The 23,531-nt window shown below is 68.0% G+C and carries 18 protein-coding genes; 6 read left to right on the top strand and 12 right to left on the bottom strand.

The features are described from left to right. Window positions 1-23: 23 nt before the first annotated feature. Together AC07PT_RS21450 and AC07PT_RS21455 are read left to right on the top strand one after the other, a co-directional pair. Window positions 24-998 carry a branched-chain amino acid ABC transporter permease gene (locus tag AC07PT_RS21450; RefSeq protein WP_494658016.1) on the top strand — a complete coding sequence of 325 codons (975 nt, stop codon included), beginning with the start codon at window positions 24-26 and terminating at the stop codon, window positions 996-998. Between the two features lie 28 nt (window positions 999-1,026). Further along, a complete protein-coding gene (locus AC07PT_RS21455) occupies window positions 1,027-1,836 on the top strand; it encodes an enoyl-CoA hydratase-related protein (protein WP_494658017.1) in 810 nt (269 codons plus the stop codon). Window positions 1,837-1,850: 14 nt separating this feature from the next. Here the strand turns inward: AC07PT_RS21455 and kdpE are convergent, their stop codons facing one another. The 6 genes from kdpE to kdpF all read right to left on the bottom strand — a co-directional run bounded on the left by kdpE (window position 1,851) and on the right by kdpF (window position 10,035). Then, entirely contained in the window at window positions 1,851-2,564 is a 714-nt protein-coding gene (gene kdpE / locus AC07PT_RS21460; RefSeq protein WP_494658018.1) for a two-component system response regulator KdpE, read from the bottom strand. Window positions 2,565-2,574: 10 nt separating this feature from the next. Next, on the bottom strand, window positions 2,575-5,280 hold the full coding sequence (locus AC07PT_RS21465) for a DUF4118 domain-containing protein (RefSeq protein ID WP_492349639.1): 2,706 nt from the start codon (window positions 5,278-5,280) through the stop codon (window positions 2,575-2,577). 119 nt (window positions 5,281-5,399) lie between these two features. Continuing rightward, window positions 5,400-5,972, bottom strand: a complete 573-nt coding sequence (gene kdpC / locus AC07PT_RS21470; RefSeq protein WP_494658063.1) for a potassium-transporting ATPase subunit KdpC — start codon at window positions 5,970-5,972, stop codon at window positions 5,400-5,402. A gap of 42 nt (window positions 5,973-6,014) precedes the next feature. Next, window positions 6,015-8,105, bottom strand: a complete 2,091-nt coding sequence (gene kdpB / locus AC07PT_RS21475; protein ID WP_494658019.1) for a potassium-transporting ATPase subunit KdpB — start codon at window positions 8,103-8,105, stop codon at window positions 6,015-6,017. A 25-nt stretch (window positions 8,106-8,130) separates the two neighbouring features. After that, window positions 8,131-9,930: a potassium-transporting ATPase subunit KdpA gene (gene kdpA / locus AC07PT_RS21480; RefSeq protein ID WP_494658020.1), complete on the bottom strand. Its 1,800-nt coding sequence runs from the start codon at window positions 9,928-9,930 to the stop codon at window positions 8,131-8,133. Window positions 9,931-9,936: 6 nt separating this feature from the next. Continuing rightward, window positions 9,937-10,035 (bottom strand): K(+)-transporting ATPase subunit F, encoded by a 99-nt coding sequence (kdpF, locus tag AC07PT_RS21485; RefSeq protein ID WP_492349642.1) that lies wholly within the window; start codon window positions 10,033-10,035, stop codon window positions 9,937-9,939. 385 nt (window positions 10,036-10,420) lie between these two features. On the opposite strand from kdpF, the gene AC07PT_RS21490 reads away from it, so the two are divergent. Then, window positions 10,421-11,611 (top strand): GGDEF domain-containing protein, encoded by a 1,191-nt coding sequence (locus AC07PT_RS21490; RefSeq protein WP_494658021.1) that lies wholly within the window; start codon window positions 10,421-10,423, stop codon window positions 11,609-11,611. A 99-nt stretch (window positions 11,612-11,710) separates the two neighbouring features. Here AC07PT_RS21490 and AC07PT_RS21495 read toward each other — a convergent pair whose 3' ends face one another. Next, window positions 11,711-13,297, bottom strand: coding sequence for an MFS transporter (locus tag AC07PT_RS21495; RefSeq protein WP_494658022.1), 1,587 nt, complete (start codon window positions 13,295-13,297; stop codon window positions 11,711-11,713). A 210-nt stretch (window positions 13,298-13,507) separates the two neighbouring features. Here AC07PT_RS21495 and AC07PT_RS21500 point away from each other — a divergent pair, with 210 nt between their 5' ends. Together AC07PT_RS21500 and AC07PT_RS21505 are read left to right on the top strand one after the other, a co-directional pair. Further along, window positions 13,508-14,737, top strand: a complete 1,230-nt coding sequence (locus AC07PT_RS21500; protein WP_494658023.1) for an ABC transporter substrate-binding protein — start codon at window positions 13,508-13,510, stop codon at window positions 14,735-14,737. Between the two features lie 24 nt (window positions 14,738-14,761). Beyond that, window positions 14,762-16,399 (top strand): 3-(methylthio)propionyl-CoA ligase, encoded by a 1,638-nt coding sequence (locus AC07PT_RS21505; protein ID WP_494658024.1) that lies wholly within the window; start codon window positions 14,762-14,764, stop codon window positions 16,397-16,399. 28 nt (window positions 16,400-16,427) lie between these two features. On the opposite strand, the gene AC07PT_RS21510 is transcribed toward AC07PT_RS21505, so the two are convergent. After that, window positions 16,428-17,111 carry a nitroreductase gene (locus tag AC07PT_RS21510; protein ID WP_494658025.1) on the bottom strand — a complete coding sequence of 228 codons (684 nt, stop codon included), beginning with the start codon at window positions 17,109-17,111 and terminating at the stop codon, window positions 16,428-16,430. A gap of 199 nt (window positions 17,112-17,310) precedes the next feature. On the opposite strand from AC07PT_RS21510, the gene AC07PT_RS21515 reads away from it, so the two are divergent. Continuing rightward, window positions 17,311-17,769, top strand: a complete 459-nt coding sequence (locus tag AC07PT_RS21515; RefSeq protein WP_494658026.1) for a CYTH domain-containing protein — start codon at window positions 17,311-17,313, stop codon at window positions 17,767-17,769. A 303-nt stretch (window positions 17,770-18,072) separates the two neighbouring features. On the opposite strand, the gene AC07PT_RS21520 is transcribed toward AC07PT_RS21515, so the two are convergent. The 4 genes from AC07PT_RS21520 to AC07PT_RS21535 all read right to left on the bottom strand — a co-directional run bounded on the left by AC07PT_RS21520 (window position 18,073) and on the right by AC07PT_RS21535 (window position 23,428). Continuing rightward, window positions 18,073-18,474, bottom strand: coding sequence for a VOC family protein (locus AC07PT_RS21520; protein WP_494658027.1), 402 nt, complete (start codon window positions 18,472-18,474; stop codon window positions 18,073-18,075). Window positions 18,475-18,500: 26 nt separating this feature from the next. Continuing rightward, the gene (locus AC07PT_RS21525) at window positions 18,501-21,566 is read right to left on the bottom strand and encodes an EAL domain-containing protein (protein WP_494658028.1); all 3,066 of its coding nucleotides are present in this window, start codon (window positions 21,564-21,566) and stop codon (window positions 18,501-18,503) included. A 99-nt stretch (window positions 21,567-21,665) separates the two neighbouring features. Beyond that, a complete protein-coding gene (locus AC07PT_RS21530; protein WP_494658029.1) occupies window positions 21,666-22,139 on the bottom strand; it encodes a MarR family winged helix-turn-helix transcriptional regulator in 474 nt (157 codons plus the stop codon). Between the two features lie 260 nt (window positions 22,140-22,399). Continuing rightward, complete coding sequence (locus AC07PT_RS21535) at window positions 22,400-23,428, bottom strand: porin (RefSeq protein WP_492349651.1); 1,029 nt, start codon at window positions 23,426-23,428, stop codon at window positions 22,400-22,402. Between the last annotated feature and the right edge of the window lie 103 nt (window positions 23,429-23,531).

A 23,531-nucleotide genomic window follows, 5' to 3' on the forward strand; every position in this document is an offset into this window, starting at 1 on the left:
ATCCCCGACCCTGAAAGACCCTCATGCTGAATGCGCCCAGCCCCTCCGGTTTTCTGCGCTCACGCGGGCTGTGGCTGGCCGCCTTGGCGCTGGCCCTGAGCCTGCTCTGGGTGCTCAAGGGCTACCAGTTGTTCCAGGCCACCCTGGTGCTGTCGTATGCCATGGCCTTGCTGGGCCTGAACATCCTCACCGGCTACAACGGCCAGATCTCGCTCGGCCATGGGGCCTTCTTTGCGCTCGGGGCCTATGCTGCCGGTGCGCTGATGGAGCACGCAGGCCTGCCGTACTGGGCCACCGTGCCGGCGGCCTTCTGTGTTTGCGGCGGGGCCGGCTACCTGTTCGGGCGCCCCGCGCTCAAGCTCGAAGGGCTGTACCTGGCCCTGGCCACATTTGCGCTGGGCCTGGCCATGCCCCAGTTGCTCAAGTACAAGCACCTGGAGGCCTGGACCGGCGGTGCCCAGGGCCTGGTGTTGATGAAGGCCGACGCCCCCTTCGGCCTGCCCCTGGACCCGGACCAATGGCTGTACCTGTTTTCGCTCGTCGTGGCCCTGCTGTTGTTCTGGCTGGCCCACAACCTGCTGCGGGGCAGCTGGGGGCGGGCCTGGCGCGCCATCCGAGACCACGCCATGGCGGCCGAGGCCATGGGCGTGGACCGCAGCCATTGCAAGGCCACGGCCTTTGCGGTGTCGGCCGCCTACACCGGGGTGGGCGGGGCCCTGTCCGCGATTGCAGTGCAGTTTGTGTCGCCCGATTCGTTCTCGCTGTTCCTGTCGATCTCCCTGCTGGTGGGCATCGTGGTCGGCGGCGTGGGCACCCTCTGGGGGGCTTTGTACGGCGCGCTGTTCATCCTGTTTGTGCCCAACCTGGCCGAGAAGGTCTCCAAGGCCGCACCCTGGGCGGTGTACGGCGTGGTGCTGATCCTGCTGATGTTCGTGCTGCCAGGTGGCGTGGTCGGCGGTCTGCGCCGACTCCAGGCGCTGATGCAGCGCAAGCCTTGATGACGCCGAGCGATGCAAAGGAGACTCCATGAACACCGCCCCCGATCCCGTGCTCGAAGAACGCCACGGCGCAGTGGCCCTGCTGCGGCTGAACCTGCCCCAGCGCCTGAACCCGCTGGCCTTGTCACTGCAGTTGGCGCTGCGCGAGCACCTGGCTCGCCTGGCCGACGACCGCAGCGTGCGGGCCCTGGTGCTCACCGGGGCAGGCAAGGGCTTTTGTGTGGGCGCCGATCTGGGCAGCATGCAGGCACCGCCCGCTGGCCAGAGCCTGGGTAAGCAGACCGCCACGGCCATGGAGGCGCTGTCCAACCGACTGATCGAAGACCTGCGCAGCATGCCCTTCCCGGTGCTGAGCGCTGTCAACGGTCCCTGCGCGGGGGCCGGGGTGGGCCTGGCGCTGGCGGCCGATGTGGTGCTGGTGGCGCGTTCGGCCTATTTCTACCTGCCCTTCATGCCGCGGCTGGGCATCGTGCCCGATCTGGGCTGCACCTGGTTTCTGGAGCGCCTGCTGGGCCGCTCGCGGGCGGTGGCCCTGTCGCTGCTGGGCGAGCGCCTGTCGGGCGAGCAGGCGGCTCAATGGGGCCTGGCCTGGGCCTGTGTGGACGATACCGACCTGGGCGAACAGGCGCTGGCCCTGGCGCAGCGCCTGGCCCGCCTGCCAGCCCATGCCGCACGCGAGATCCGCAGTGTGTACGAGCACGCCGCCAGCCACAGCCTGAACGAGCAGATGCGCCATGAGGCCGAGCGCCAGCGCGAGTTGATCGACCGGCCAGAATTCGCCGAGGGTGTGCAGGCCTTCCTGGCCAAGCGCGAGCCGGTGTTTGCCCCGCGCCGCTGAGGGCCCCGAGAGCCTCAGCCCTCGACCTGAAGCCGGTAGCCCACGGCGGTCTCGGTCAGCAGGTGGCGCGGCTGGGCCGGGTCTTGTTCGAGCTTTTGCCGAAGGTGGCCCATGTAGATGCGCAGGTAGTGGCTTTGCTCGGTGTGCGAGGCCCCCCACACCTCGCGCAGCAGTTGCCGGTGGGTGAGCACGCGGCCCGCATGGGTGACCAGCACCGACAGCAGCCGGTACTCGATCGGGGTCAGGTGCACCAGCTGGCCATCGCGCCGCACCAGCCGGGCCACTCGGTCGATTTCCACGCCGCCGAAGCGGAACACCGGATCGCTGGCCTCGCCGGGCTGGCCGGCCTCGGGCGGCAGGCCGCGGGGGCGGCGCAGGTTGGCACGCACCCGGGCCATCAGCTCACCCACGCCGAAGGGCTTGGCCAGGTAGTCGTCGGCGCCAGCGTCCAGCGCCGCAATCTTGTCGGCCTCGTCGCTGCGCGCCGACAGCACCACGATGGGCACCTGGCTCCAGCCGCGCACATCGCGGATCAGCTCCAGCCCGTCGCCATCGGGCAGGCCCAGGTCCAGCACGATCAGATCGGGCTTGCGCGTGCCGGTCTCGATCAGGCCCCGGCGCAGGCCTTCCGCCTCGTGCACCAGCCAGCCCTCGGCCTCCAGCGCGGCGCGCACGAAGCGGCGGATCTGCGGCTCGTCTTCGATCAGGATGGCGGTGGGGCTGGGCATGGCAATCAGGTCACTCGGTGGGGTCGATGGCGGGCGGGGTGGCGCGCGGCAGGCGCAGGGTGAATTCTGCACCGCCGCCGCGCTGCGACAGATCGGTGGCGGTGATCTGGCCGTGGTGGGCCTCGACGATGGCGCGGGCAATCGCTAGGCCCAGGCCCATGCCCGGGGTGGCCGACTCGCGCTCGCCCCGGGTGAAGAGGTCGAACAGCGCGTGCTCGCGTCCGCGCATGGCCGCAGGCAGGCCGGGACCATGGTCACGCACCGTGACCCACAGCGCCTGGGGCTCGGTGCCGGCGTGGATCTCGATCGGTGGCTGGCCGTACTTGGCCGCGTTCTCCAGCAGGTTCACCAGCACCCGCTCGATCAAGGTGGCGTCAAACTCCACCAGCGGCAGTTCGGCCGGCAGCTGCACCTGCACGGGGCGGCCCGCCAGGGCCGGGCCGGCCTGGCGGATGGCCGCCCCCACCACTTCTTCGACCGATTGCCAGTCGCTGCGCAGCTTCACCGCTCCGCTTTGCAGCCGCGCCATGTCCAGCAGGTTGCTGACCAGGGTGTGCAGCTGGCGGGCTTCGTCGGTGATCGCCTGGGCCATGCGACTTTGCTCGGCATCCAGCGCGGGGCGCGAGGCCCGCAAGGATTCGGCCAGGCCGATCAGCGCGGTGAGCGGGGTGCGCACATCGTGTGAGATCGAGGCCAGCAAGGCGCTGCGCAGGCTCTCGGACTCCATCTGCACCAGGGCCTGCTGGGCCACTTCGACGTAGTGAACCCGCTCTTGCGCGATGGCGATCTGGCGCGCCAGGGTGTCGAGTTGCTGCAACTGCTCGGGGATCAGCAGCCAGCGGGCCTGTGCCGGCTGCAGGGCCAGCACGCCACGGATGCGCATCGGGGCTTTCAGCGGCAGGTAATGCCAGGCGCTGGCCGACAGCGTGCTGGTGGCCAGCCCGGCCGGCTGACCGTTGCGGAAGGCCCAGTCGGCCACCGCCAGGTCAAAGCCTGGTGGCAGCTCGGGCGGTGCCGGCAGGTGGTCGTCGGCATCGCTGAGCAGCACCCGCACCTGGCCGCCAAAACTGGCCCGCACCGCGGCCTCGCCGATGTCGGCCACCTGCTGGCTTTGCAGGGCCGACGACAGCTCGCGCGTCAGCTCGAACAGCGAGCGCGCCCGGCGTTCGCGCCCGGCCGTGATGCGCGCCTGAAAGCGCAGCCCGGCGGTCAACTGCCCGGTCAGCAGGCCCACGGCCAGCATCACGGCAAAGGTCAGCAGGTACTGCACGTCACTGACCGCAAACGAAAAGCGCGGCGGCACGAAGAAGTAGTCGAAGGCCGCCACATTGAGCACGGCCGACAGCGCTGCCGGCCCGCGCCCCAGCTTGACCGCCACCCCCACCACGCCCAGCAGGAACAGCATCACGATGTTGGCCAGGTCAAACCAGCCGATCAGGGGCGTGGCCAGCACCGCGGTGAGCACCGACACCGCCAGCGCCGTGGCGTAGCGCAGCCAGCGGCGCGGCAGCCCGGCCGGGGTCTCGTCCTCCAGTTCACGCGGCAGGGCGCTGGGCAGGCGGCGCGAGGCCGGGCTGCGGCCCACTTCCACCAGGTCCAGCTCGGGGGCGGCGTCGGCCACGCGGCGTGCCAGCGGGGCGCGCCAGCGCGGGCGGCGGCGCGGCCGGCCCAGCACCAGGGTGGCGCAGTTCTGCTGGCGCGCCAGCTTGAGCAGCTCGGCCGCGATGTCGTCGCCGGCCAGCACCGAGGTGATGGCCCCCATCTCTTCGGCCAGCTTGAGCACGGCCAGGATGCGGTCGCGCTCGGCCGAGGGCAGGCGCTGCAGGCGCGGCGTCTCGACATAGGTGGCCAGCCAGCGCGCGTTGAGTTGCCCGGCCAGCCGGGCTGCGGCGCGCACGGTCTGCTCGGCACCCTCCAGCTCGTCCACGCCCACCAGCAGCGAACCCGAGGTGTTCCACACGGGCTGGGGCCCCTGCGACTGCTGCACCCGGTAGTGACGCACATCGTCTTCCACCCGCTCGGCCGTGCGGCGCAGGGCGATCTCGCGCAGCGCGATCAGGTTGCCTTTGCGAAAAAAGTTCTGTGCCGCCCGCTCGGCCTGTTGGGGCAGGTAGACCTTGCCGGCCTTCAGGCGCGTCAGCAGCTCGTCGGGCGTGACGTCGACCAGGATGATCTCGTCGGCCCGGTCCAGCACGGTGTCGGGCACGGTCTCGTGCACGCGCACGCCGGTGATGGCGCCCACCGTGCCATTGAGGCTTTCCAGGTGCTGCACATTGAGCGCGGTCCAGACCTCGATGCCGGCCTCCAGCAGCTCGTTCACGTCCTGCCAGCGTTTGGGGTGGCGGCTGCCTTCCACATTGGCGTGGGCCAGTTCATCCACCAGCAGGATCTGGGGCCGGCGGGCCAGCGCGGCGTCGAGGTCGAACTCGCCCAGCACGCGACCGCGGTAAGGCACTTCTTTCAGGGGCAGGCTGGGCAGGCCAGCCAGTTGGGCCGCGGTGTCGCCGCGGCCATGGGTCTCGATCACGCCCACCACGACATCGCGCCCGGCCGCCAGCTCGCGCTGGGCCGCGCTCAGCATGGCGTAGGTCTTGCCCACGCCGGCGCTGGCACCGAAATAGATGCGCAGCCGGCCTTGCGTGGCGCGCACCTCGGCACCGCGGATCTGGTCCAGCAATTGGTCGGGGTCGGGGCGACCGTCAGCGTCTAAGGCCAAGCAGAACTCCTTTGGGGGCTCATTTTGCCCGGCCGATCAGCCACCAGGCCAAGGCCATGGGCAAGGCCAGCACCGCCAGGGCCAGCAGGGCCATCGCGAGGTCTTCCAGCATGGTGCCCTCAGTGCAGCGCGTCCAGCGCCAGGTTCAGGGTCAGCACATTGACCCTGGCTTCGCCCAGGGCGCTCAGCAGGGGTTGCTCGGTGTGCTGTTCGATGAGGGCTTGCAATCGCGCCGGGTCCAGGCGGCGTGCCTTGGCCACGCGGGGCAACTGATAGGCCGCCGCCGCCGGGCTGATGTGGGGGTCCAGCCCGCTGGCCGAAGCCGTCACCAAGTCCACCGGAACCGGACTTTTCTGATCGGGGTCGGCCTCGCGCAGGGCGGCGATGCGGGCCTTCACCGCTTCCGTCAGGGCGGGGTTGAGCGGGCCCTGGTTGGCGCCGCTGGAGGCGCTGGCGTTGTAGGCCATGGGGCCGGTGGCCGAGGGGCGGCCCCAGAAGTGGGCCGGGTCGGAGAAGTTCTGCCCGATCAGGCGCGAGCCCACGGGACGGCCCTCGCGCAGCAGCAGGCTGCCCTTGGCCTCGTCGGGGAACAGGGCCTGACCCAGGCCGGTGACGGCCAGGGGGTAGAGCACGCCGGTGAACACGCTCAGGGCGATGAAAAACACCAGGGCGGGTCGGACCAGGGGAGGCATGGAATGAGACATGGCGATTCTCGTGTCAGGGTTGGATGAGGTTCAGGCGAGGTGCAGCGCCACCAGGAGCAGGTCGATCAGCTTGATGCCGGCAAAAGGCACCACCAGACCGCCCAGGCCGTAGATCAGCAGGTTGCGGCGCAGCAGGGCGGCGGCGCCGATGGCGCGGTAGCGCACCCCTTTCAGGGCCAGTGGGATCAGGAACACGATCACCAGCGCGTTGAAGATCACCGCCGACAGAATGGCCGAGCTGGGGCTGGCCAGCGCCATGATGTTGAGCGCCCCCAACTGCGGGTAGGTCACCACGAAGATGGCCGGGATGATGGCGAAGAACTTGGCCACATCGTTGGCAATCGAGAAGGTGGTCAGCGAGCCGCGCGTCATCAGCAGGGCCTTGCCGGTCTCCACCACCTCCAGCAGCTTGGTGGGGTTGGAGTCCAGGTCGACCATGTTGGCGGCCTCTTTGGCGGCCTGGGTGCCCGAGTTCATGGCCACGGCCACATCGGCCTGGGCCAGGGCCGGCGCATCGTTGGTGCCGTCGCCGGTCATGGCCACCAGCCGGCCTTGTTGCTGGTATTGCCGGATCAGCGCCAGCTTGGCTTCAGGGGTGGCTTCGGCCAGGAAGTCGTCCACCCCGGCCTCGGCGGCGATGGCGGCCGCCGTGAGCGGGTTGTCGCCGGTGATCATCACGGTCTTGATGCCCATGCGGCGCAGGGCCTCGAAGCGTTCCTTGATGCCCGACTTGACGATGTCCTTGAGCTCGACCACGCCCACGGCCACCGCGCCGTCGGCCACCACCAGCGGCGTGCTGCCGCGGCGGGCCACTTCTTCGGCGGCGCGCACCAGCTCGGGTGGCATGCGCCCGCCCAGGGCTTCCACGTGGCGGCGCACGGCGTCCACCGCTCCCTTGCGCAGCACGCGGGTGTGGCTGCCCTCTGGCAGGTCCACGCCGCTCATGCGGGTCTGCGCGGTGAAGGGCACGGCCTCGGCTTGGCCCAGGCCGACCTGCAAGCGCTCCAGGGCCGGCGCACTCAACTTCTGCGCCGCCAGCGTCACGATGCTGCGGCCCTCGGGGGTCTCGTCAGCCTGCGAGGCCAGCCAGGCCACCTGGGCCAGGGCGGCCTCGGTGTGGCCGATGCCGGGCAGCAGGGTGGCGGCCTGCCGGTTGCCATGGGTGATGGTGCCGGTCTTGTCGAGCATCAGCACGTCCACGTCGCCCGCCGCTTCGACAGCACGGCCCGAGGTGGCGATCACGTTGGCCTGCATCATGCGGCTCATGCCCGCCACGCCAATGGCGCTCAGCAAGCCGCCGATGGTGGTCGGGATCAGGCACACCAGCAGTGCCACCAGGGCGGTCATGGTGACCGGAGCACCGCTTTGCGCCGCCTGCACGCTGAACACCGAGTACGGCAGCAGGGTCACGGTGACCACCAGGAACACGATGGTCAGCGCCGCCAGCAGGATGTTGAGCGCGATCTCGTTGGGGGTCTTCTGGCGCTTGGCGCCTTCCACCATGCTGATCATGCGGTCGATGAAGCTTTCGCCCGGGTTGACGCCAATGCGCACCACCAGCCAGTCGGAAAGCACCCGGGTGCCCCCTGTGACGGCCGAGAAGTCGCCGCCCGATTCGCGGATCACGGGGGCGGATTCGCCGGTGATGGCCGACTCGTCCACCGAGGCCACGCCTTCGATCACCTCACCGTCGAGCGGGATCACATCACCGGCTTCCACCAGCACCACGTCCCCCTTGCGCAGCAGCGGCGACTCCAGCGGCAGCCAGGGGCTGCCATGCCGCGGGTGCTGCAGCTTCTTGGCCCAGCCGGTCTGCTGGAGGTTGCGCAGCGAGGCGGCTTGCGCCTTGCTGCGCCCCTCGGCCAGGGCTTCGGCGAAATTGGCGAACAGCACGGTGAACCACAACCACACTGCCACGCTGAAGATGAACAGGGGCGAGGCCTCACCGTGACCGCCCAGGGCCTGCAGGCCCAGCACGGTGGTGAACAGGCTGCCCACGTAGACCACGAACATCACCGGGTTGCGCCATTGCACGCGCGGATTGAGTTTGGCAAAGGCCTGCCCGATGGCGGGTTTGACCAGTGCCGGGTCGAAGAGTGCGAAACCGTTGGATTGACTCATGATTTTGGTTCCTTCTTGGGCGGATTCAATGGGTGGGCCAGAGCATGAAGTGCTCGACCACCGGGCCCAGTGCCAGTGCGGGCACATAGTTCAGCAAGCCCACCAGCAGCACCGTTCCGACCAGCAGGACGACGAACAAGGGCCCGTGGGTGGGCAAGGTACCGGCACTGGCCGGCAGGCGCTGCTTGCGGGCCAGCGCACCGGCCATGGCCAGCACCGGCACGATCACGCCAAAGCGCCCCAGCCACATCGCCAGGCCCAGCGTCAGGTTGTAGAACGGGGTGTTGGCCGACAGCCCGGCAAAGGCGCTGCCGTTGTTGTTGGCCGCCGAGGTGAAGGCGTACAGGATCTCGCTGAAGCCGTGTGCACCCGGGTTGGCCACGCCAGCCCGGCCAGCCTCGGCCAGCACGGCCACGGCGGTGCCCGCCAGCACCACGATGGGCGTGACCAGGATGGCGATCGAGGTCATCTTCATCTCGTAGGCCTCGATCTTCTTGCCCAGGTACTCGGGCGTGCGGCCGATCATCAGGCCGGCGATGAACACCGCCAGCACCGCGAACACCAGCATGCCGTAAAGGCCTGTGCCCACGCCGCCGAAGACCACCTCGCCGAGCTGCATCATCACCAGCGGCACCATGCCGCCCAGGGGGGTGAGCGAGTCATGCATGGTGTTCACCGCGCCGCAAGAGGCGGCGGTGGTGATGACCGCGAACAGCGCACTGGCGTTGACGCCGAAGCGCGTCTCCTTGCCTTCCATGTTGCCGCCAGCCTGTTGTGCGCTGGCCAATTGGTCGACCCCCAGGGCGCTCAACTGGGGGTTGCCGGCCTGCTCCGCGGGGGTGATCACCAGCACGGCGGCCACAAACATCAGCGTCATGGCGGCCAGCACGGCCAGACCCTGACGCCGGTCACCCACCTCGATGCCAAAGGCCAGGCACAGGGCCGCCGGGATCAGGAAGATGGCCAGCATCTGCAGCAGGTTGCTGAAGGCGCTCGGGTTTTCGTAGGGGTGGGCCGAGTTGGCGTTGAAGAAGCCGCCCCCATTGGTGCCCAGCATCTTGATGGCCTCTTGCGAGGCCACGGGGCCCATGGGCAGCAGTTGGGTGTCGGTGCTCTGGGCTTCTTGCACCGGCTGGCCCTGGGCGTCGAGCACGGGCTGGCCATCGGCCCCCAGCTTGGGCTGGGTGTAGGCCTGGGTTTCCAGGGTGTGCACTTCCTGGTAGGGGCTGAAGTTCTGGATCACGCCCTGGCCCACCATCACCAGCGCCAGCAGCAGTGACAGGGGCAGCAGCAGCCACACGGTGGCGCGCATCAGGTCGACCCAGAAGTTGCCGATGGCCTGGACCGAGCGTGCAGCAAAGCCCCTGATCAGTGCAAACACCACCGCGATGCCGGTGGCGGCCGAGACAAAGTTCTGCACCGTCAGCGCCAGCATCTGGGTCAGGTAACTCATGGTCGATTCACCCGAGTAACCCTGCCAGTTGGTGTTGGTGACGAAGGAAATGGCGGTGTTGAAGGCCGAGTCGGGCGACACGGCGGCAAAGCCCTGCGGGTTCAGCGGCAGCCCGCCCTGCAGGCGCTGCAGGGCATACACCGCGAAAACGCCCAGCAGGTTGAAGGCCAGCAAGGCGTAGGCGTAGTGGGTCCAGCGCATCGGTGCGTCGCTGCCCCGGCCACCCAGTCGCAGCAGCGCGGCTTCGGTGCGCAGCATCCAGGCGGGCAGGCGCCCGGCACACAGGGCGGCGAGGTAGCGTCCCAGCGGCCAGGCCAAGGCCAGCAGCAGTACCAGGTACAGGGCCAGCAGGCCCCAGGCGGATGACGTCATGCCCATTCAGAACTCCTCGGCGCGGATCAGCGCCCAGATGAGGTAGGCCAGCAGGCCGACAGCGAGCACGGCGCCCAGGCCGTAAAGCCCTTCGGCGGCGCTCATGACGGTGCTCCGGTGCGGGGTTCGAGGGCCTGCAGGCCCCGGGTGAGGGCGGCCATCAGGCCTCCCAGCAAGGCTGCGCAGGCGAGCCAGGCGATGTCCATGTCGACGCTCCATCGAGGTGAATAACGATGGGCCAAGCGTAGGATTTCAGCCGTAAAAAGCGGGTTGAATTGCGTCTGGGGGCCGTATAAAAAGCGTAAAAATCCAGCCGTTGAGCGCCTGAACCTCGCACCGGCACTAGCCGCCGTGAGTCGAACGTGAGCAGGTCGTGGCCCTGAATGGGGGCCTGACAGACGACGGGCTCTGTACAAACAAGGCTGCTTCGCGCCATGATCATGGAGCCCCCCAGCCAGCACCCTTGCTGAGAGGGGCAGGGAGCCGTCACTTGTCCTACCTTTCCACCACATCCTGGCCCGCGGGTCAGGCGCAGTCGCCTCCTCGGGCCTCAGAGCCGGTCCCCGGACCGGCGCGGGACGCCCGTCGCATCCGGTACTGGCAATTGCAGGCCGTGGCCGCGCTGCTCTGCCAGATCGGCGGGATCCTGTTCATGGTCATTGCGGCCCGCCTGGGTCATGCCGCCTGGGCCTTTGTGCTGGTGTGGGCGCCGTTGTCGATGGCGCTCACCCTGTGGGTGCTGCTGGGCCTGTCGCTGGGGTTCGGACTGCGCTGGCGCGACCCCACCCTGACCGTGCCGCAGATCGCCTACTCGTCGGTATCGGCTGTGGCATGCTATGCCGCCGTGGGTCCGATGCGAGGCCCCTCGCTGGCCATGGCCTGCCTGGCACTGGTGTTCAGCATCTTTGCCCTGTCGGCGCGCCAGGTGCGCTGGTTGACCGCCTTTGTGGTGTCGCTCTATGCCGTGGCCATGGCCCTTCTGCCTCACTGGCAGCCCAGTCGCTACCCGGCCGGCGAAGAGCTGGCCAACTTCATCATCGTGTTGACCGTGCTGCCCGCCTTTGCCTTGCTGGCGGGGCGCCAAAGCACCTTGCGTGCCCAGCTCAGCCAGCAGAAGTCCGAATTGCAGCGTGCCCTGGCGCGGTTGGACGAGCAGGCCGGCCAGGACGAACTGACCGGCCTGATGAACCGTCGCCGTGCCGCGGAAAAGCTGCAGGAGCGCTGCGCCCAGGCCCGTCGGGGGGGCGGCTTTTGCGTGGCGCTGGCCGATCTCGACCACTTCAAGGCGGTCAACGACCGGTGTGGCCATGCGGTCGGCGATCTGGTGCTGCGCCGTTTCGCCTCCGAGCTGGTGCCGTTGCTGCGCGAGGGCGATGTGCTGGCGCGCTGGGGAGGCGAGGAATTCCTGCTCTTGCTGGGCGTGTCCGATGCGGTGCAAGCCAGTCAGGCCCTGGAGCGCCTGCGCCAGCATGTCGAGTCTCTGACCGTGCCTTTGCCGGACGGCCAGACGCTGCGCTTCACGGTGTCTTTTGGCCTGACCGAATACCGCCCGCCCGAGGAAGGCAGTGAAGCCGTGGCGCGGGCCGACACCGCCCTGTACCAGGCCAAGGCCCAGGGGCGAAACCGGGTGGTGATGGCCGATCCGGGGGGGCCGGCCGCTGCGGCCATCCCGGAGGCTTGAGCATCCGGAGCCTGATGCCTTTGCGGTTGCTTGCGCCGAGGCGACGGTCGCACCGGGCCAGCGTTGGGCTGCGTGGTCCTGGATACCGACGCAGCGGTGTCAGCGCTCGGCGATGTAGTGCGACATGTGCACGCTTTCGCCCGGCGCCAGGTGCTGACGCACCTCGGCCTCCAGGGCCTGGTCGGCCAGTGTGGAGCGGGCGCGTTGGTGCAGGTAGTCGGCCCAAGAGCTGACGATGAATCGCTCCACATAGCGCGAGGGTTCACCCAGGTCCTTGTAGACCCGCCAGAAGGTGGCGCCGTCGCGCTTGCGATGGGCCTTGAGTTGGGCTGCGGCGTCCAGAAAGGCCCGATCCTGGCCGGGCAGGATGCGATAGCCCAGCTCCACCGCCACCGGGCCGGCATTGGCCTCGGGTTCATGGGCCACGAACAAGTCTTCCCAGGGCGTGGCCTGGGTCACCTCATGTTGCTCTCCCATGCGCAGCGGCATCGGCCGTGCCAGCAGCAGGCTGGCCGCCATGGCCACCGCCGCGGCCGTGAGCGCTGCATTGAGCCCGGCCATCTCTGCCGCGGCCCCCCAGAAAGCCGAACCGATGGCAAACGCCCCCAGTGAGGCCACGATGTGCAGGGCCACCGCCCGCGAACGGACCCAGGGCGGTGCGCTGGCCTGGGTGGCGCTGTTGAAGGTGGACAGGGCGGCCATCCAGGCGGCCCCGCCAAACGCCATGGCGATGTACACCACGGCCGACTGGCGCACCCAGGCCGCCAGCAGCATGGCCGCGGCGAACACCGCGCTGCTCAGCGCAATCAGGGGGTCCAGGCCGAAGCGGGCTCGCACCCGCCCGATCACCAGCCCGATCAGCACCGCCCCTGTGCCCATGCAGCCCATCAGCAGGCCAAACCCCTGAGCGCCGGTGCCCAGCTGGCGCTGGGCAATCACGGGCAGCAGTGCCCACAGGGCCGAGCCGGCCGCGCTGTAGGCCATCACCCGCACCAACTGGGCCAGCACCATGCGCGAATGCCAGGCAAAGCGCAGCCCGCTCAAGGTGCCGCCCCACAGCCGTTCGGGCGGCAGGCGGGAGGGAGGATGCTGGCGTGGCGGCCAACGCCGGATCGACTCCCACATCACCGCCGTGCAGGCGACCGTGAACACAAACACCCAGCCGGCACCCAGCTGCGTGAACACCAGGCCGGCCAACGTGGGCCCGATGGCGCGTGCCGCGTTGTAGGCGATGCTGATGGCGGTGATGGCCTGCGGCCACTCTTCGCGCGGGACCGGGTCGATCACCGAGGAGTTCCAGGCCGGCGTCAACACCGCCAGGCAGCAGCCACAGACCAGAATCAGCAGCAGCACCGAGTGGGGGCCACCCCAACCGCCCAGCACCAGCATCGCCAGCAGCGCCGAGGCGGCGGCCAGCGCGATCAGTGAACCCGAAATCAGTCGCTGGCGGTCGGTGGTGTCGGCCAGCACGCCGGCCGGCAAGGCCAGCAAAAACATGGGCAGGAACACGGCGGTCTGCACCAGCGCGGCCAGAAATGACGAGCCGGTCAGCTCGACCATCAACCAGGCCGCGGCCATGGACTGCATGCCGCTGCCAATGAAGAAGATGCCGCCACACAGGCACAGGCCTCTGAACGCGGGTTGGCGCAGAGGCGCCCAGATCGAAGTGGAGGCAGCAGCAGTCATCCGGGTCATTATTCCCCAGCATGGCGTTTTCTGTGCAGTGTGGGCCGCGCGTGTGAGCCCCTGTCTTGGGGCCGGCACCGCGGCCCGGGGGCCCTTGGCAATATCGTCAGTTCCGACGATGTGAGTGCTTGAGCCGGCTTCTACGATGCCCGCAGACTGTCCGCAGGGCGCCCTGGCCCCGGCCTGCCCACAACACCTCGGAGACACCTCATGCTCACTCGCTTCCAAGCCGGCCTGCGTCGGCATTTCAAGCTGGCCGCCGCAGGCGTGCTGCTGGCCTGTGCCTTGCCCCTGGTGGCGCAGGCGCAAAAGAAATACGACCCCGGCGCCAGCGACGCCGAGATCAAGATCGGCAGTCTGTCGCCCTATTCGGGGCCGGCCTCGGCCTATGGCACCGCCGGCAAGGCCATGGCCGCCTATTTCGATCGGCTCAACGCGGCCGGCGGCATCAACGGACGCAAGATCAACTTTCTGGCCCAGGACGATGCCTACAACCCGGCCAAGTCGGTCGAGCAGACGCGCAAGCTGGTCGAGCAGGACGAGGTGCTGCTCATGTTCGCCTCGCTGGGCACGGCGCAGAACATGGCGGTGCAGCGCTACCTGACGGCCAAGAAGATCCCTCAGCTGTTTGTGAACACCGGCGCCACGCGCTTTGGCGATCCGAAGAACTTCCCCTGGACCATGGGCTGGCAGCCCACCTACCAGGCCGAGGCTCGCGCCTACGCGCAGCACATCCTGGCCACCAAGCCCAATGCCCGCATTGCCGTGCTGATGCAGAACGACGACTTCGGCAAGGACTTCATGAAGGGCTTCACCGAGGCCCTCGGCGACAAGGCCAAGACCTTGATCGTGCAACACCTGACTTACGAGGTGACCGATCCCACCATCGACAGCCAGATGGTCACCTTCAAGTCATCCGGGGCCGACGTGTTCTTCAACATCAGCACGCCCAAGTTCGCGGCCCAGGCCATCCGCAAGGCCGCCGAACTGGGCTGGAAGCCCACGCAGTACCTGGTCAGCGTGTCGCAGTCCCTGAGTTCGGTGCTCAAGCCGGCGGGCCTGGACAACGCCACCGGCGTGATTTCGTCCACCTATCTGCTGGCCCCCTCCGATCCGGCGGCCAAGGGCGTGAAAGAGATGGTCGAGTACGTGGCGGTGATGAAGCAGTACTACCCGGCGGGCGACCCCGACGACACCCTCAATGTGCTGGGCTATTCGGTGGCCGCCACGATGGCCCAGGTGTTGCGCCAGGCCGGCGACAACCTGACGCGCGAAAACATCATGAAGCAGGCCGCCAGCCTCCGCTTCACCCCGCCGGGCCTGTATCCCGGCATCGAGGTCAAGACCGGCCCCGATGACTTCTACCCGATCGAGAAGAAGGTGTTGCAGCGTTTCAACGGCAAGGAATATGAAGCCTTTGGCGGCCTGTACGGCGGTTGAAGCAGCGAACCCGGAGGATCCCCCATGCAAGGACTGATGCAAGACCGCCCGTTGCTGATCTCGTCACTGATCGAGCACGCCGCCACCTTCCACCCCGACACCGAGATCGTCTCGCGCCTGCCCGAGGGGCCCACCCACCGCACCACCTGGCGTGGTCTGCGGGATCGCGCCCGCCAGGTGGCCCAGGCCATGGAGGCGCTGGACATCCGCCCGGGTGACCGGGTGGGCACGCTGGCCTGGAACTCGCACCGGCACCTGGCGCTGTATTACGGGGTGTCGGGCATGGGGGCGGTGTTGCACACCGTCAACCCACGCCTGTTCCCCGAGCAGATCGACTACATCATCAACCACGCCGAAGACCAGGTGCTGTTCTTCGACATCGGCTTTGCGCCCCTGGTGGCGCAACTGGCGCCCCGGCTCCCATCGGTTCGTGCCTTTGTCGCCATGACCGACCGGGCCCACATGCCCGCGATCGAGGTACCCCATCTGCTGTGCTTCGAAGACCTGCTCGATGCCCAGAGCGGCGACTACGTCTGGCCTGAGTTCGACGAGAAGTCGGCCTCCTCGCTGTGCTACACCTCGGGCACCACCGGCAACCCCAAGGGGGTGCTGTATTCGCACCGATCCACCGTGCTGCACACGCTGATGGAGCTGGCGCCCGACACCTTCGGCATCAGCTCGTCCGAAACGCTGCTGCTCATCGTGCCCATGTTCCATGCCAATGCCTGGGGCACGCCCTACGCCGCGGCCATGGTGGGTGCCAAGCTGGTGCTGCCCGGGCCGCACCTGGACGGGCAGAGCGTCTACACCCTGATGCGCGACGAGCGCTGTACCTTCTCGCAAGGCGTGCCCACGGTGTGGCTGATGCTGTTCCAGTACCTGGACGCCAACCCGCAGATCAAGCCGCGCGAGCTGGGGGTCAAGCGCATCGGCATCGGTGGGGCGGCGGTGTCCCGTGCGGTGCTGGAGCGCTTCGAGAACGACTTTGGGGCCGAGGTGGTGCAGGGCTGGGGCATGACCGAGACCAGCCCCATCGGCGTGATCAGCAAGCTGCTGCCCAAGCATGCCGAGCTGGACCCCGATTCGTTGCTCAAGGTCAAGCTCAAGCAGGGCCGGGGCGTCTGGGGGGTGGACCTGAAAATCGTCGACTCGGCCGGCCAGACCCTGCCCTGGGATGGCGTGGCCTACGGCCACCTGCATGTGCGCGGCCCCTGGATCTGCAGCGGCTACTTTCGTGGCGAGGGCGGCGAGGTGCTGGATGCCGAGGGTTACTTCCCGACCGGCGACGTCGCCACCATCGACCGCGATGGCTACCTGCAACTGGTGGACCGCGCCAAGGACGTGATCAAGTCGGGGGGCGAGTGGATCTCGTCCATCGATGTGGAAAACGCGGCCTGCTCGCACCCGGGCCTGCTGGAGGCCGCGGTGATCGGCCTGCCGCACCCCAAGTGGCAGGAGCGCCCTCTGCTGGTGGCCGTCAAACGCCCCGGCGCCGAGGTCGATGCCGCGTCGGTGCTGGCGCACCTGGGCGAGCGCATCGCCAAATGGTGGCTGCCCGACGACGTGGTGTTTGTCGACAGCCTGCCGCACACGGCCACCGGCAAGCTGCTGAAGACCCGATTGCGCGAGCAGTTCAAGGACCATCGCCTGCCCACGGCCTGAGCGGCCGGACCCGGTCAGCCGCCGCGGCTCAGAAGCCGATGAACTCGACCACCTCGGACAGAGGTGCGCGCGCGGTCTGCAGGCGGTTCACGGGGTGTTCCGGATTGGCGTAGCCGATGGCCATGCCGGCGAACAACAGGCGCTCGGGCGGCAGCTTCAGGGTCTGAGCCACGGTCTGGGGGTAGCGCGCCCAGCATTCCTGGGCACAGCTGTCCAGGCCTTCCGCGCGCAGCAGCAGCATCACGGTCTGCAGCAGCATGCCCAGATCGGACCACTGCGGCGGGCCCATGCGACGGTCCACGCTGCAGAACAAGGCCAGCGGGGCCCCGAAGAAGGCGTAGTTGCGGGCAAACCAGCGCAGCCGGCCGGCCTTGTCCTCACGCGGGATGCCCAGCTCGGCATACATGGCCTCGCCCACCTGGAAGCGGCGCTCGCGGTAGGGCGAGACGAGATCGGGCGGGTACACGGTGTACTCGCCAGGCTCGGGCGCAGCCGTGCCCGCGGCCTCGTCTTGCAGGCGCTGCTGCATCTTGGCCTTGAAGTTCGCGAGCGGCTCGCCTGTGAGCACATGCAGGTGCCAGGGTTGGAGGTTGCCGCCCGACGGGGCGCGCAAGGCGTGCTCCAGCACGCGGCGGATCAGCGCCTCGGGGACGGGGGTGTCCAGAAAATCGCGCACCGAACGGCGCGTGGCGATGGCGTCATGCAGGTTCATGGGATCTGTGGGGCAGGTTGGGGGTGGAGTGGGGTGGCATCCATCATCGAGGATCGGCCCCCAGCGTGCCTGTCCTGCGCACGACTTTCAATCGTCGGAAGTGACGATGTGGGCACTTTGAGGGCGGCCACTCCGGTGCCGGTGCGACACAATCGGGCCTCATTCAAAAAGCAGCGGCAGCCTTCAGGAGGAAATCACCATGGCCTTGGAAATCGAGCGCAAATTCAAACTCAGGACCCCGGCGATCCTGGAGGGCCTCAGCGGCTCCCATTTTCTGCAGGCCTACCTGGCCAAGGGCGCGGTGCTGGTGCGGGTGCGGGTATCTCAGGACCGGGCCTGGCTCACACTCAAGAGTGCACCGCTGAGTGCCGCCACCCGGCACGAATGGGAGTATGAGATCCCGGTGGCCGATGCCCAGCAGATGGCGCGTCAACCCGGCGCCTATGCCCTGGAGAAGACGCGCTTCTTCATTGAGCACCAAGGCCACACCTTCGAGGTGGACCGCTACCACGGCGGTCTCGAGGGCCTGTACACGGTGGAGGTGGAGTTGCCCAGCGAACAGACGGCCGTCGACCTGCCCGACTGGGTGGGCGACGAGCTGACGGGGCGCAAGGGTTGGGACAACGAGTCGTTGGCAAGGGTGGGGTGGCCTGAATAAATGGCCCCCACGGTCGTGCACTGCGTGTCACTCCCTGCCCCCCAAGGGGGCCGCAGCCCGCCTTCGGGCGGCCGGGCGGCGGGCTGACCTCTTCGTTTTGAGCCGGCTGAATTGAGAAGGGGGCCTGAAGGCCCCCTCAGTTCGTGTCGCTCCCGCGTGCGGCCGCGAGACGCGGACGCTCTTCGCCCTGTCCAGCCCTGCGCAGGCAGGCCCGGCGCCGGCCTGACCTCTTCGTTGCAGGCCTGCTGAATGAAGAAGGGGCCTTGCGGCCCCTGGGGTATCCCTGCTCCTTTTTGGGGGCGTTCACGGCCTGTCTTCGGGGGTATGGCAGGCGACGGAGAGTTTGTTGCCGTCGGGGTCTTTGAAGTAGGCGCCGTAGTAGTGGGCGTGATAGTGCGGGCGGGGGCCGGGGGGGCCGTCGCAGGTGCCGCCGTGGGCCAGGGCGGCGGCGTGGGCGGCGTGGACTGCGGCGCGTGTGGGTGCCAGGAAGGCGGTCATCTGGCCGTTGCCGGGGGTGGGGAACTGGCCGTCGTGGGGGCGGGCGATCACGAACAGGGGGCGTTGGCCGCCGGCGCTGTGCCAGCCGGCCCAGGGGCGCTCGGGTTCGCAGAAGCGTTCTTCGATGCCGAGGCTGGCCAGCACAGGGCGGTAAAAGCGCAGCGCGCGTTCGAAATCGGTGATGCCGATGAAGATGTGGGACAGCATGCAGGTCTCCAGAGAGGCTCGGGGTGTCAAAGGTGTTGCCAGGCCTGGGCCTGCAGCCATCCGGCGCACCAGCCGGGCAGGTTCTGGGCGGGCATCGGGCGGGCGATGCCATAGCCTTGTACGCAGTGGCAGCCCATCTGGCGCAGCCGGGCGCCATGCTCCAGGGTTTCCACGCCTTCGGCGATCACCTGTCGGTGAAACACCCCGGCCAGCTGGATGACGCTTTGCACGATGCGCAGGTCGTCGGGGTCGGTGAGCATGTCGCGTACAAAACTCTGGTCGATCTTCAGCGTGTCCACGGGCAGCTGGCGCAGGTAGGTGAGCGAGGAGTAGCCGGTGCCGAAATCGTCGAGTGAAAAATGCACGCCCAGCGCGCGGCAGTTGCGCAGAATGTCGACAGCCTGGCCCATGTCGGCGATGGCGGCACTTTCCAGCACCTCCAGTTCCAGGTGGGCTGGGGGCACTTCGGGGTGGCAGGCCAGGGCCTCGCCCAAGCGGGCGCAGAACTCGGGCCTCAGCAGGTGGTTGGCGCTGATGTTGACGCTCACCTTCATGTTCAGCCCCTGGCTGTGCCAGCGGCTGAGTTGCGCCAGGGCGCTGGCGATGACCCATTCGCCCAGTGAGGGCTCCAGCGTGCTGCCCTGGACCAGGGGCAGGAACTCGCCTGGGGGCAGCAGGCCGCGCTCGGGGTGCTGCCATCGGATCAGCGCTTCGGCGCCGATGACCTCGCCCCCGTCAAGGTCCACCTTGGGTTGGTAATGCAGCACGAACTCGCCCTGGGCCAGGGCCCGCTCCAGGGTCTCCAGGCTTTGCCGGTGGGCCTGGGCCAGGCGATCGCTTTCAGGGTCGAACAACTGATAGCGATTCTTGCCGGCCTGCTTGGCCAGATACATGGCCTGGTCGGCATGGCGCAGCAGGGTGTCGGGGTCGGCGTTGTCCGCGGGGTACAGGCTCACGCCAATGCTGGCGCTCACGCTCAGAGACAGTTCGGGGGGCAGTACAAAGGGCTGGCGCACCGCCAGCAGCAGGCGGTCAAGGATCAGCGTGCACTCTTCGGTGGACCCGACCTCGGACAGCACCAGCACAAATTCGTCGCCCCCTGCGCGGGCCAGCGTGTCCTCGGCCCGCAGCACCTGTTGCAGGCGGGTGCTCAGCCCGATCAGCAATTGGTCACCCACCGTGTGACCATGCCGATCATTGATGTGTTTGAAGCCATCGAGGTCCAGCACACACACCGCGCTGGGATGCCCGCTGCGCTGCGAGCGCCGGATCGACTGGCTCATGCGGTCAGACAGCAGGTGCCGGTTGGGCAACCCGGTGAGCAGGTCGTAATGCGCCACCCGGTCCAGTTCGGCCTCGTGCGCCTTGAGCTGGCTGATGTCGGAAAACACGCCGATGTAGTGCAGCACCTTGCCTTGAGGGTCGCGCACCACCGAGATCGTCTCCTGGGCCACGTACAACTCACCGTTCTTGCGCCGGTTGCAGATCTCGCCGCGCCAGAAATCGTGTTGATGCAGCGAGCGCCAAAGCTCTTGGTAGAACGGCTCGCCATGCTGACCCGAGGCCAGCAAGCGGGGCGAGCGGCTGCTGACCTCGGCCTCCGAGAAGCCTGTGATGCGCGTGAAGGCCGGATTCACCTTGGTGATCAGCCCGTTCGGGTTGACCATCATGATGCCCTCGTGGCTGCTCTCGAACACCACGCTGGCCTCGCGCAGCGCCCGTTCGGATTGCTTGCGCTCGGTGATGTCGGTGTGAGTGCCCGCCATGATCAGGGGCTGCCCCGACTCGCTGCGTTGCACGATGCTGCCGCGCGACAGGATCCAGCGCCAGTCGCCTTGCTTGGTGCGGCAGCGGATCTCCACCACATGGGCGTCGCTCTCGCCTTGCAGATGGCGTTCGATCGAGCTCATGGCGGTCGGCAGGTCTTCCGGGTGCACGATGTCGGGCCATCGGTGGGTGCTGACGTCCATCTCGCCCGGCTCGAAGCCCAACATGGTCTCCCAGCGCGCACTCACCACGAAGCTGTTGCTGGGCAGGTGCCAGTCCCAGTAACCCTGATCGGAGCCCTGCAGCACCCGGGCCAGTTGCTGTTCGCGCTCGCGCAGGGCGGCTTCGCTCGTCTGCAGGCGTTCCTGGTCGGCTTTCAGGTGGGTGATGTCGCGCGCAATGCCGAACAGCCCGCTGACCGTGCCGGCCTCGTCGACCACGGGGCCCTTGGTGACCATGAACACCCGCTGCTGGCCGTCCAGCGTGGTCAGGCCTTCCTCGTGTGTTTGCACCTGGGCGCTTTGCATCACCTGCTGGTCGAGTTCACGCAGGTGTTTGGCCGATGCCGTGTCGAAAAGCTGTGCATCGGTCACGCCCAACATGCTGGCCGGCGCCCGGTGGACAAAGGCCCCGGCGGCGGCATTGGCCAGCAGGTAGTGCCCCTGGCGATCTTTCACGAACACGGCATCCGACGTGCCGGTGACGACCGAGTTGAGCAGCCGGCTGCTGCGTTGCAAGCGCAGGTTGGCGCGCCGCAGGCGATCACTGAGCAGGCTCAGCACCAGGCCGTTGACCAGCAGCAGGCTCCAGCGAAACTGGTCCTGGGGCGAGGCGGCCAGGCTGTGCAGCGCGGGTTGTGACATCAGGTCAGTGCCGACCAGCGCCACCAGGGTGGCCATCAGCCCCGGACCGAGGCCGCCCACCAGCGCGCTCAGGGCGATGGGCAGCACGAACAGAATGAATTGGGGGTGACCCGTGTCCATGGGCTTCATGGCCTGGTGCACCAGCAGCATGCACCCGGTGATCAGCAAGGCAAACCCGTAGCTGGGCCAGCGCTGACGCAGCCTGGCCTGGGTTGCGGGATCGGGCAGCCCGGCAGCGTTGACCGCTGCCTTGTCCCCCGGTACGGAGCGCAGCGCCATGAACAAGGCCGCCGCTGAGGCCAGCACGAAAAAGATGCCCTTGGCGGCCGAAAGTGCGGCCAGATCGAGCGGGTCGGTCAGCGCCAGCAACACCCGGTCCGACAGCACGATCCATCCCAGCCCGAAGAGCAGGTAAAACGCGGTTGCCCGCAGGATGTAGCCGCTGCGGCTGGGCTCACTCATTCGTCTCCTTCTGCGGGCCGAGAGGCCTGCCTGGACCCATTTGACCTGCGATGGCTTGCTCGGAAATGACGGGTTGGACGCCAGTCCATTGTCAGCACCTCAATCATCGGTGATCGTATGACCTTGATGCGGAGCGGGGCTTCGTTGCGGTGGTTGGGGTTCACTCAGCCTGTTCTGACGTGCGCATTCTGTCTGGAGCTTGTTCAGGGCCTCGTAAAGCCCTTGTCGTTCGCTCGGGCTGAGCACACGCAACATGGCGGCTTGGCGCTCGCGCGCGATGCGGATCATCTGATCGTGCAGGTCCAGGCCGGCGGGGCTGAGGCGGCACAACAGTTGGCGGGCCCGACCGCGTCCGCTGGCCTGCAGCAGTGCCAAGCCACGTTGTTCCAGCAGCTTGAGTGTGCGGCTCACCAGGGCTTTGTCGGTGCTGGAGCGCTGGGCCAGTTGAGACAGCGACAGCCGCCCTTCGTGGGCGATGAAGGCCATCATGCGCCATTCGGCCACGCTGACCCCAAAGGGCTCGGCATAGCTCAGCGTCAGGGTGCGGCGCAGCGCGTGGCTGATTTGGTTCATCCAGGAGGTGATGAAGTTGTCAACGGACAGCCCGCTGCCGTGCTCGTCCAGATCGACCCAGGGACTGGCGAGATCCGCGGTTTGAGGTTGTTTTGCAGAGGGCGTGAGGGGGCGATGACGGGGCACGTGGCTGGACACTGGCGGCGACAAAAGCCTGATTCTTTCACAGGCCAGGAATGCCTTGGGCGCAAAAAAACCTGCCGGACCCGGGGGAAACCCCGGGCCATGGCAGGCCAAGTCAACCTAGGAGAAACCTCGGATCAGAAGAAGTGGCGCATGCCCACTTCGTAGCCACTGGAGGTACCGCCCAGCGAGGTGCCGGCGGCGCCCAGGCCCTGGATGTTGATGGCGCGCTGGGCGCCGGCCTTGTTGCTGATGTGGCCGTAGCTGGTGTAAAGCTGGGTGCGCTTGGACAGGTTGTAGCCATAGCCCAGGGACACCTTGGTCCAGTCGGCGTTGTTGCCCGACGTGTCGTAGCGGCCCACCGAGGCGCGCAGTTCGCTGGCGCCGATCGGGGCGCTGGCGCCGATCTGGAAGGCCGTGATCTTGGCGGCCGCGGTCTTTTCGCTGGCCCAGATGAACGAGGGCTTGACCACGCCGAAGTCATACCAGCCGGCGATGTTGTTGGCGGTCACGTCGGCGGCGGCGGTGGCGCCCTTGAGCTTGCCGGTGGCCAGTGCCACATGGATCGGGCCCTGGCGATAGCCCCCGCGCAGGCCGCGGTAGTCACCCAGGTTGGGGGTGCTCGAGTTGGAGGCCTGGCCGCCAAAAGCCACCTGGGCCTGGCCATAGAAGCCGCCCAGGTTGGCCGGCAGGAAGTAGCTGACCGCATTGCTGATCTGGATCGGGGCACCATTCATGACAAAGGTGCCGGTGCCGCCCACGCCGTTGGTCAGGAAGGGGTCGAAGATCAGGGTGTTCAGGAAGGTGGCCGAGTCGTCGCGACCGATGCGCACCTCGCCGAAGGCGCCCATCAGGCTGGCGGTGGCGCGGCGGTTGAAGCTGAAGGCGCCGCTGCTCTTGCCCGCGCCGGTGTTCACGTCCAGGCCGCCTTCGAGCCAGAAGCCGGCGGCCAGGCCGCCGCCCAGGTCTTCGGTGCCCCGAAAGCCGATGCGGCTGATGTTGGCGCCGCTGGTGGACAGGCCGGTGCGGGTCAGGGTGTCGCCCGAGACGCGGGCCAGGCCCACGTCAATGGTGCCGAACAGGGTGACCGACGAGCTGGGTGCCGTCTGGGCCGAAGCGCTGCCAGCGGCAGCCAGGGCCGCCAGAACGATGAGGGATTTTTTCATGGGCTTCTCCTCCAAGAGATGTGCCGTTTGATGGAACGAAGCGCTGCTTCGTCGTGGGGAGGTCCGGCCAGGGCGGCCCTGGCCGGGCGGGGGAACCAGCGTG

The sequence above is a fragment of the Curvibacter sp. GW821-FHT09D12 genome (genome assembly GCF_059416245.1).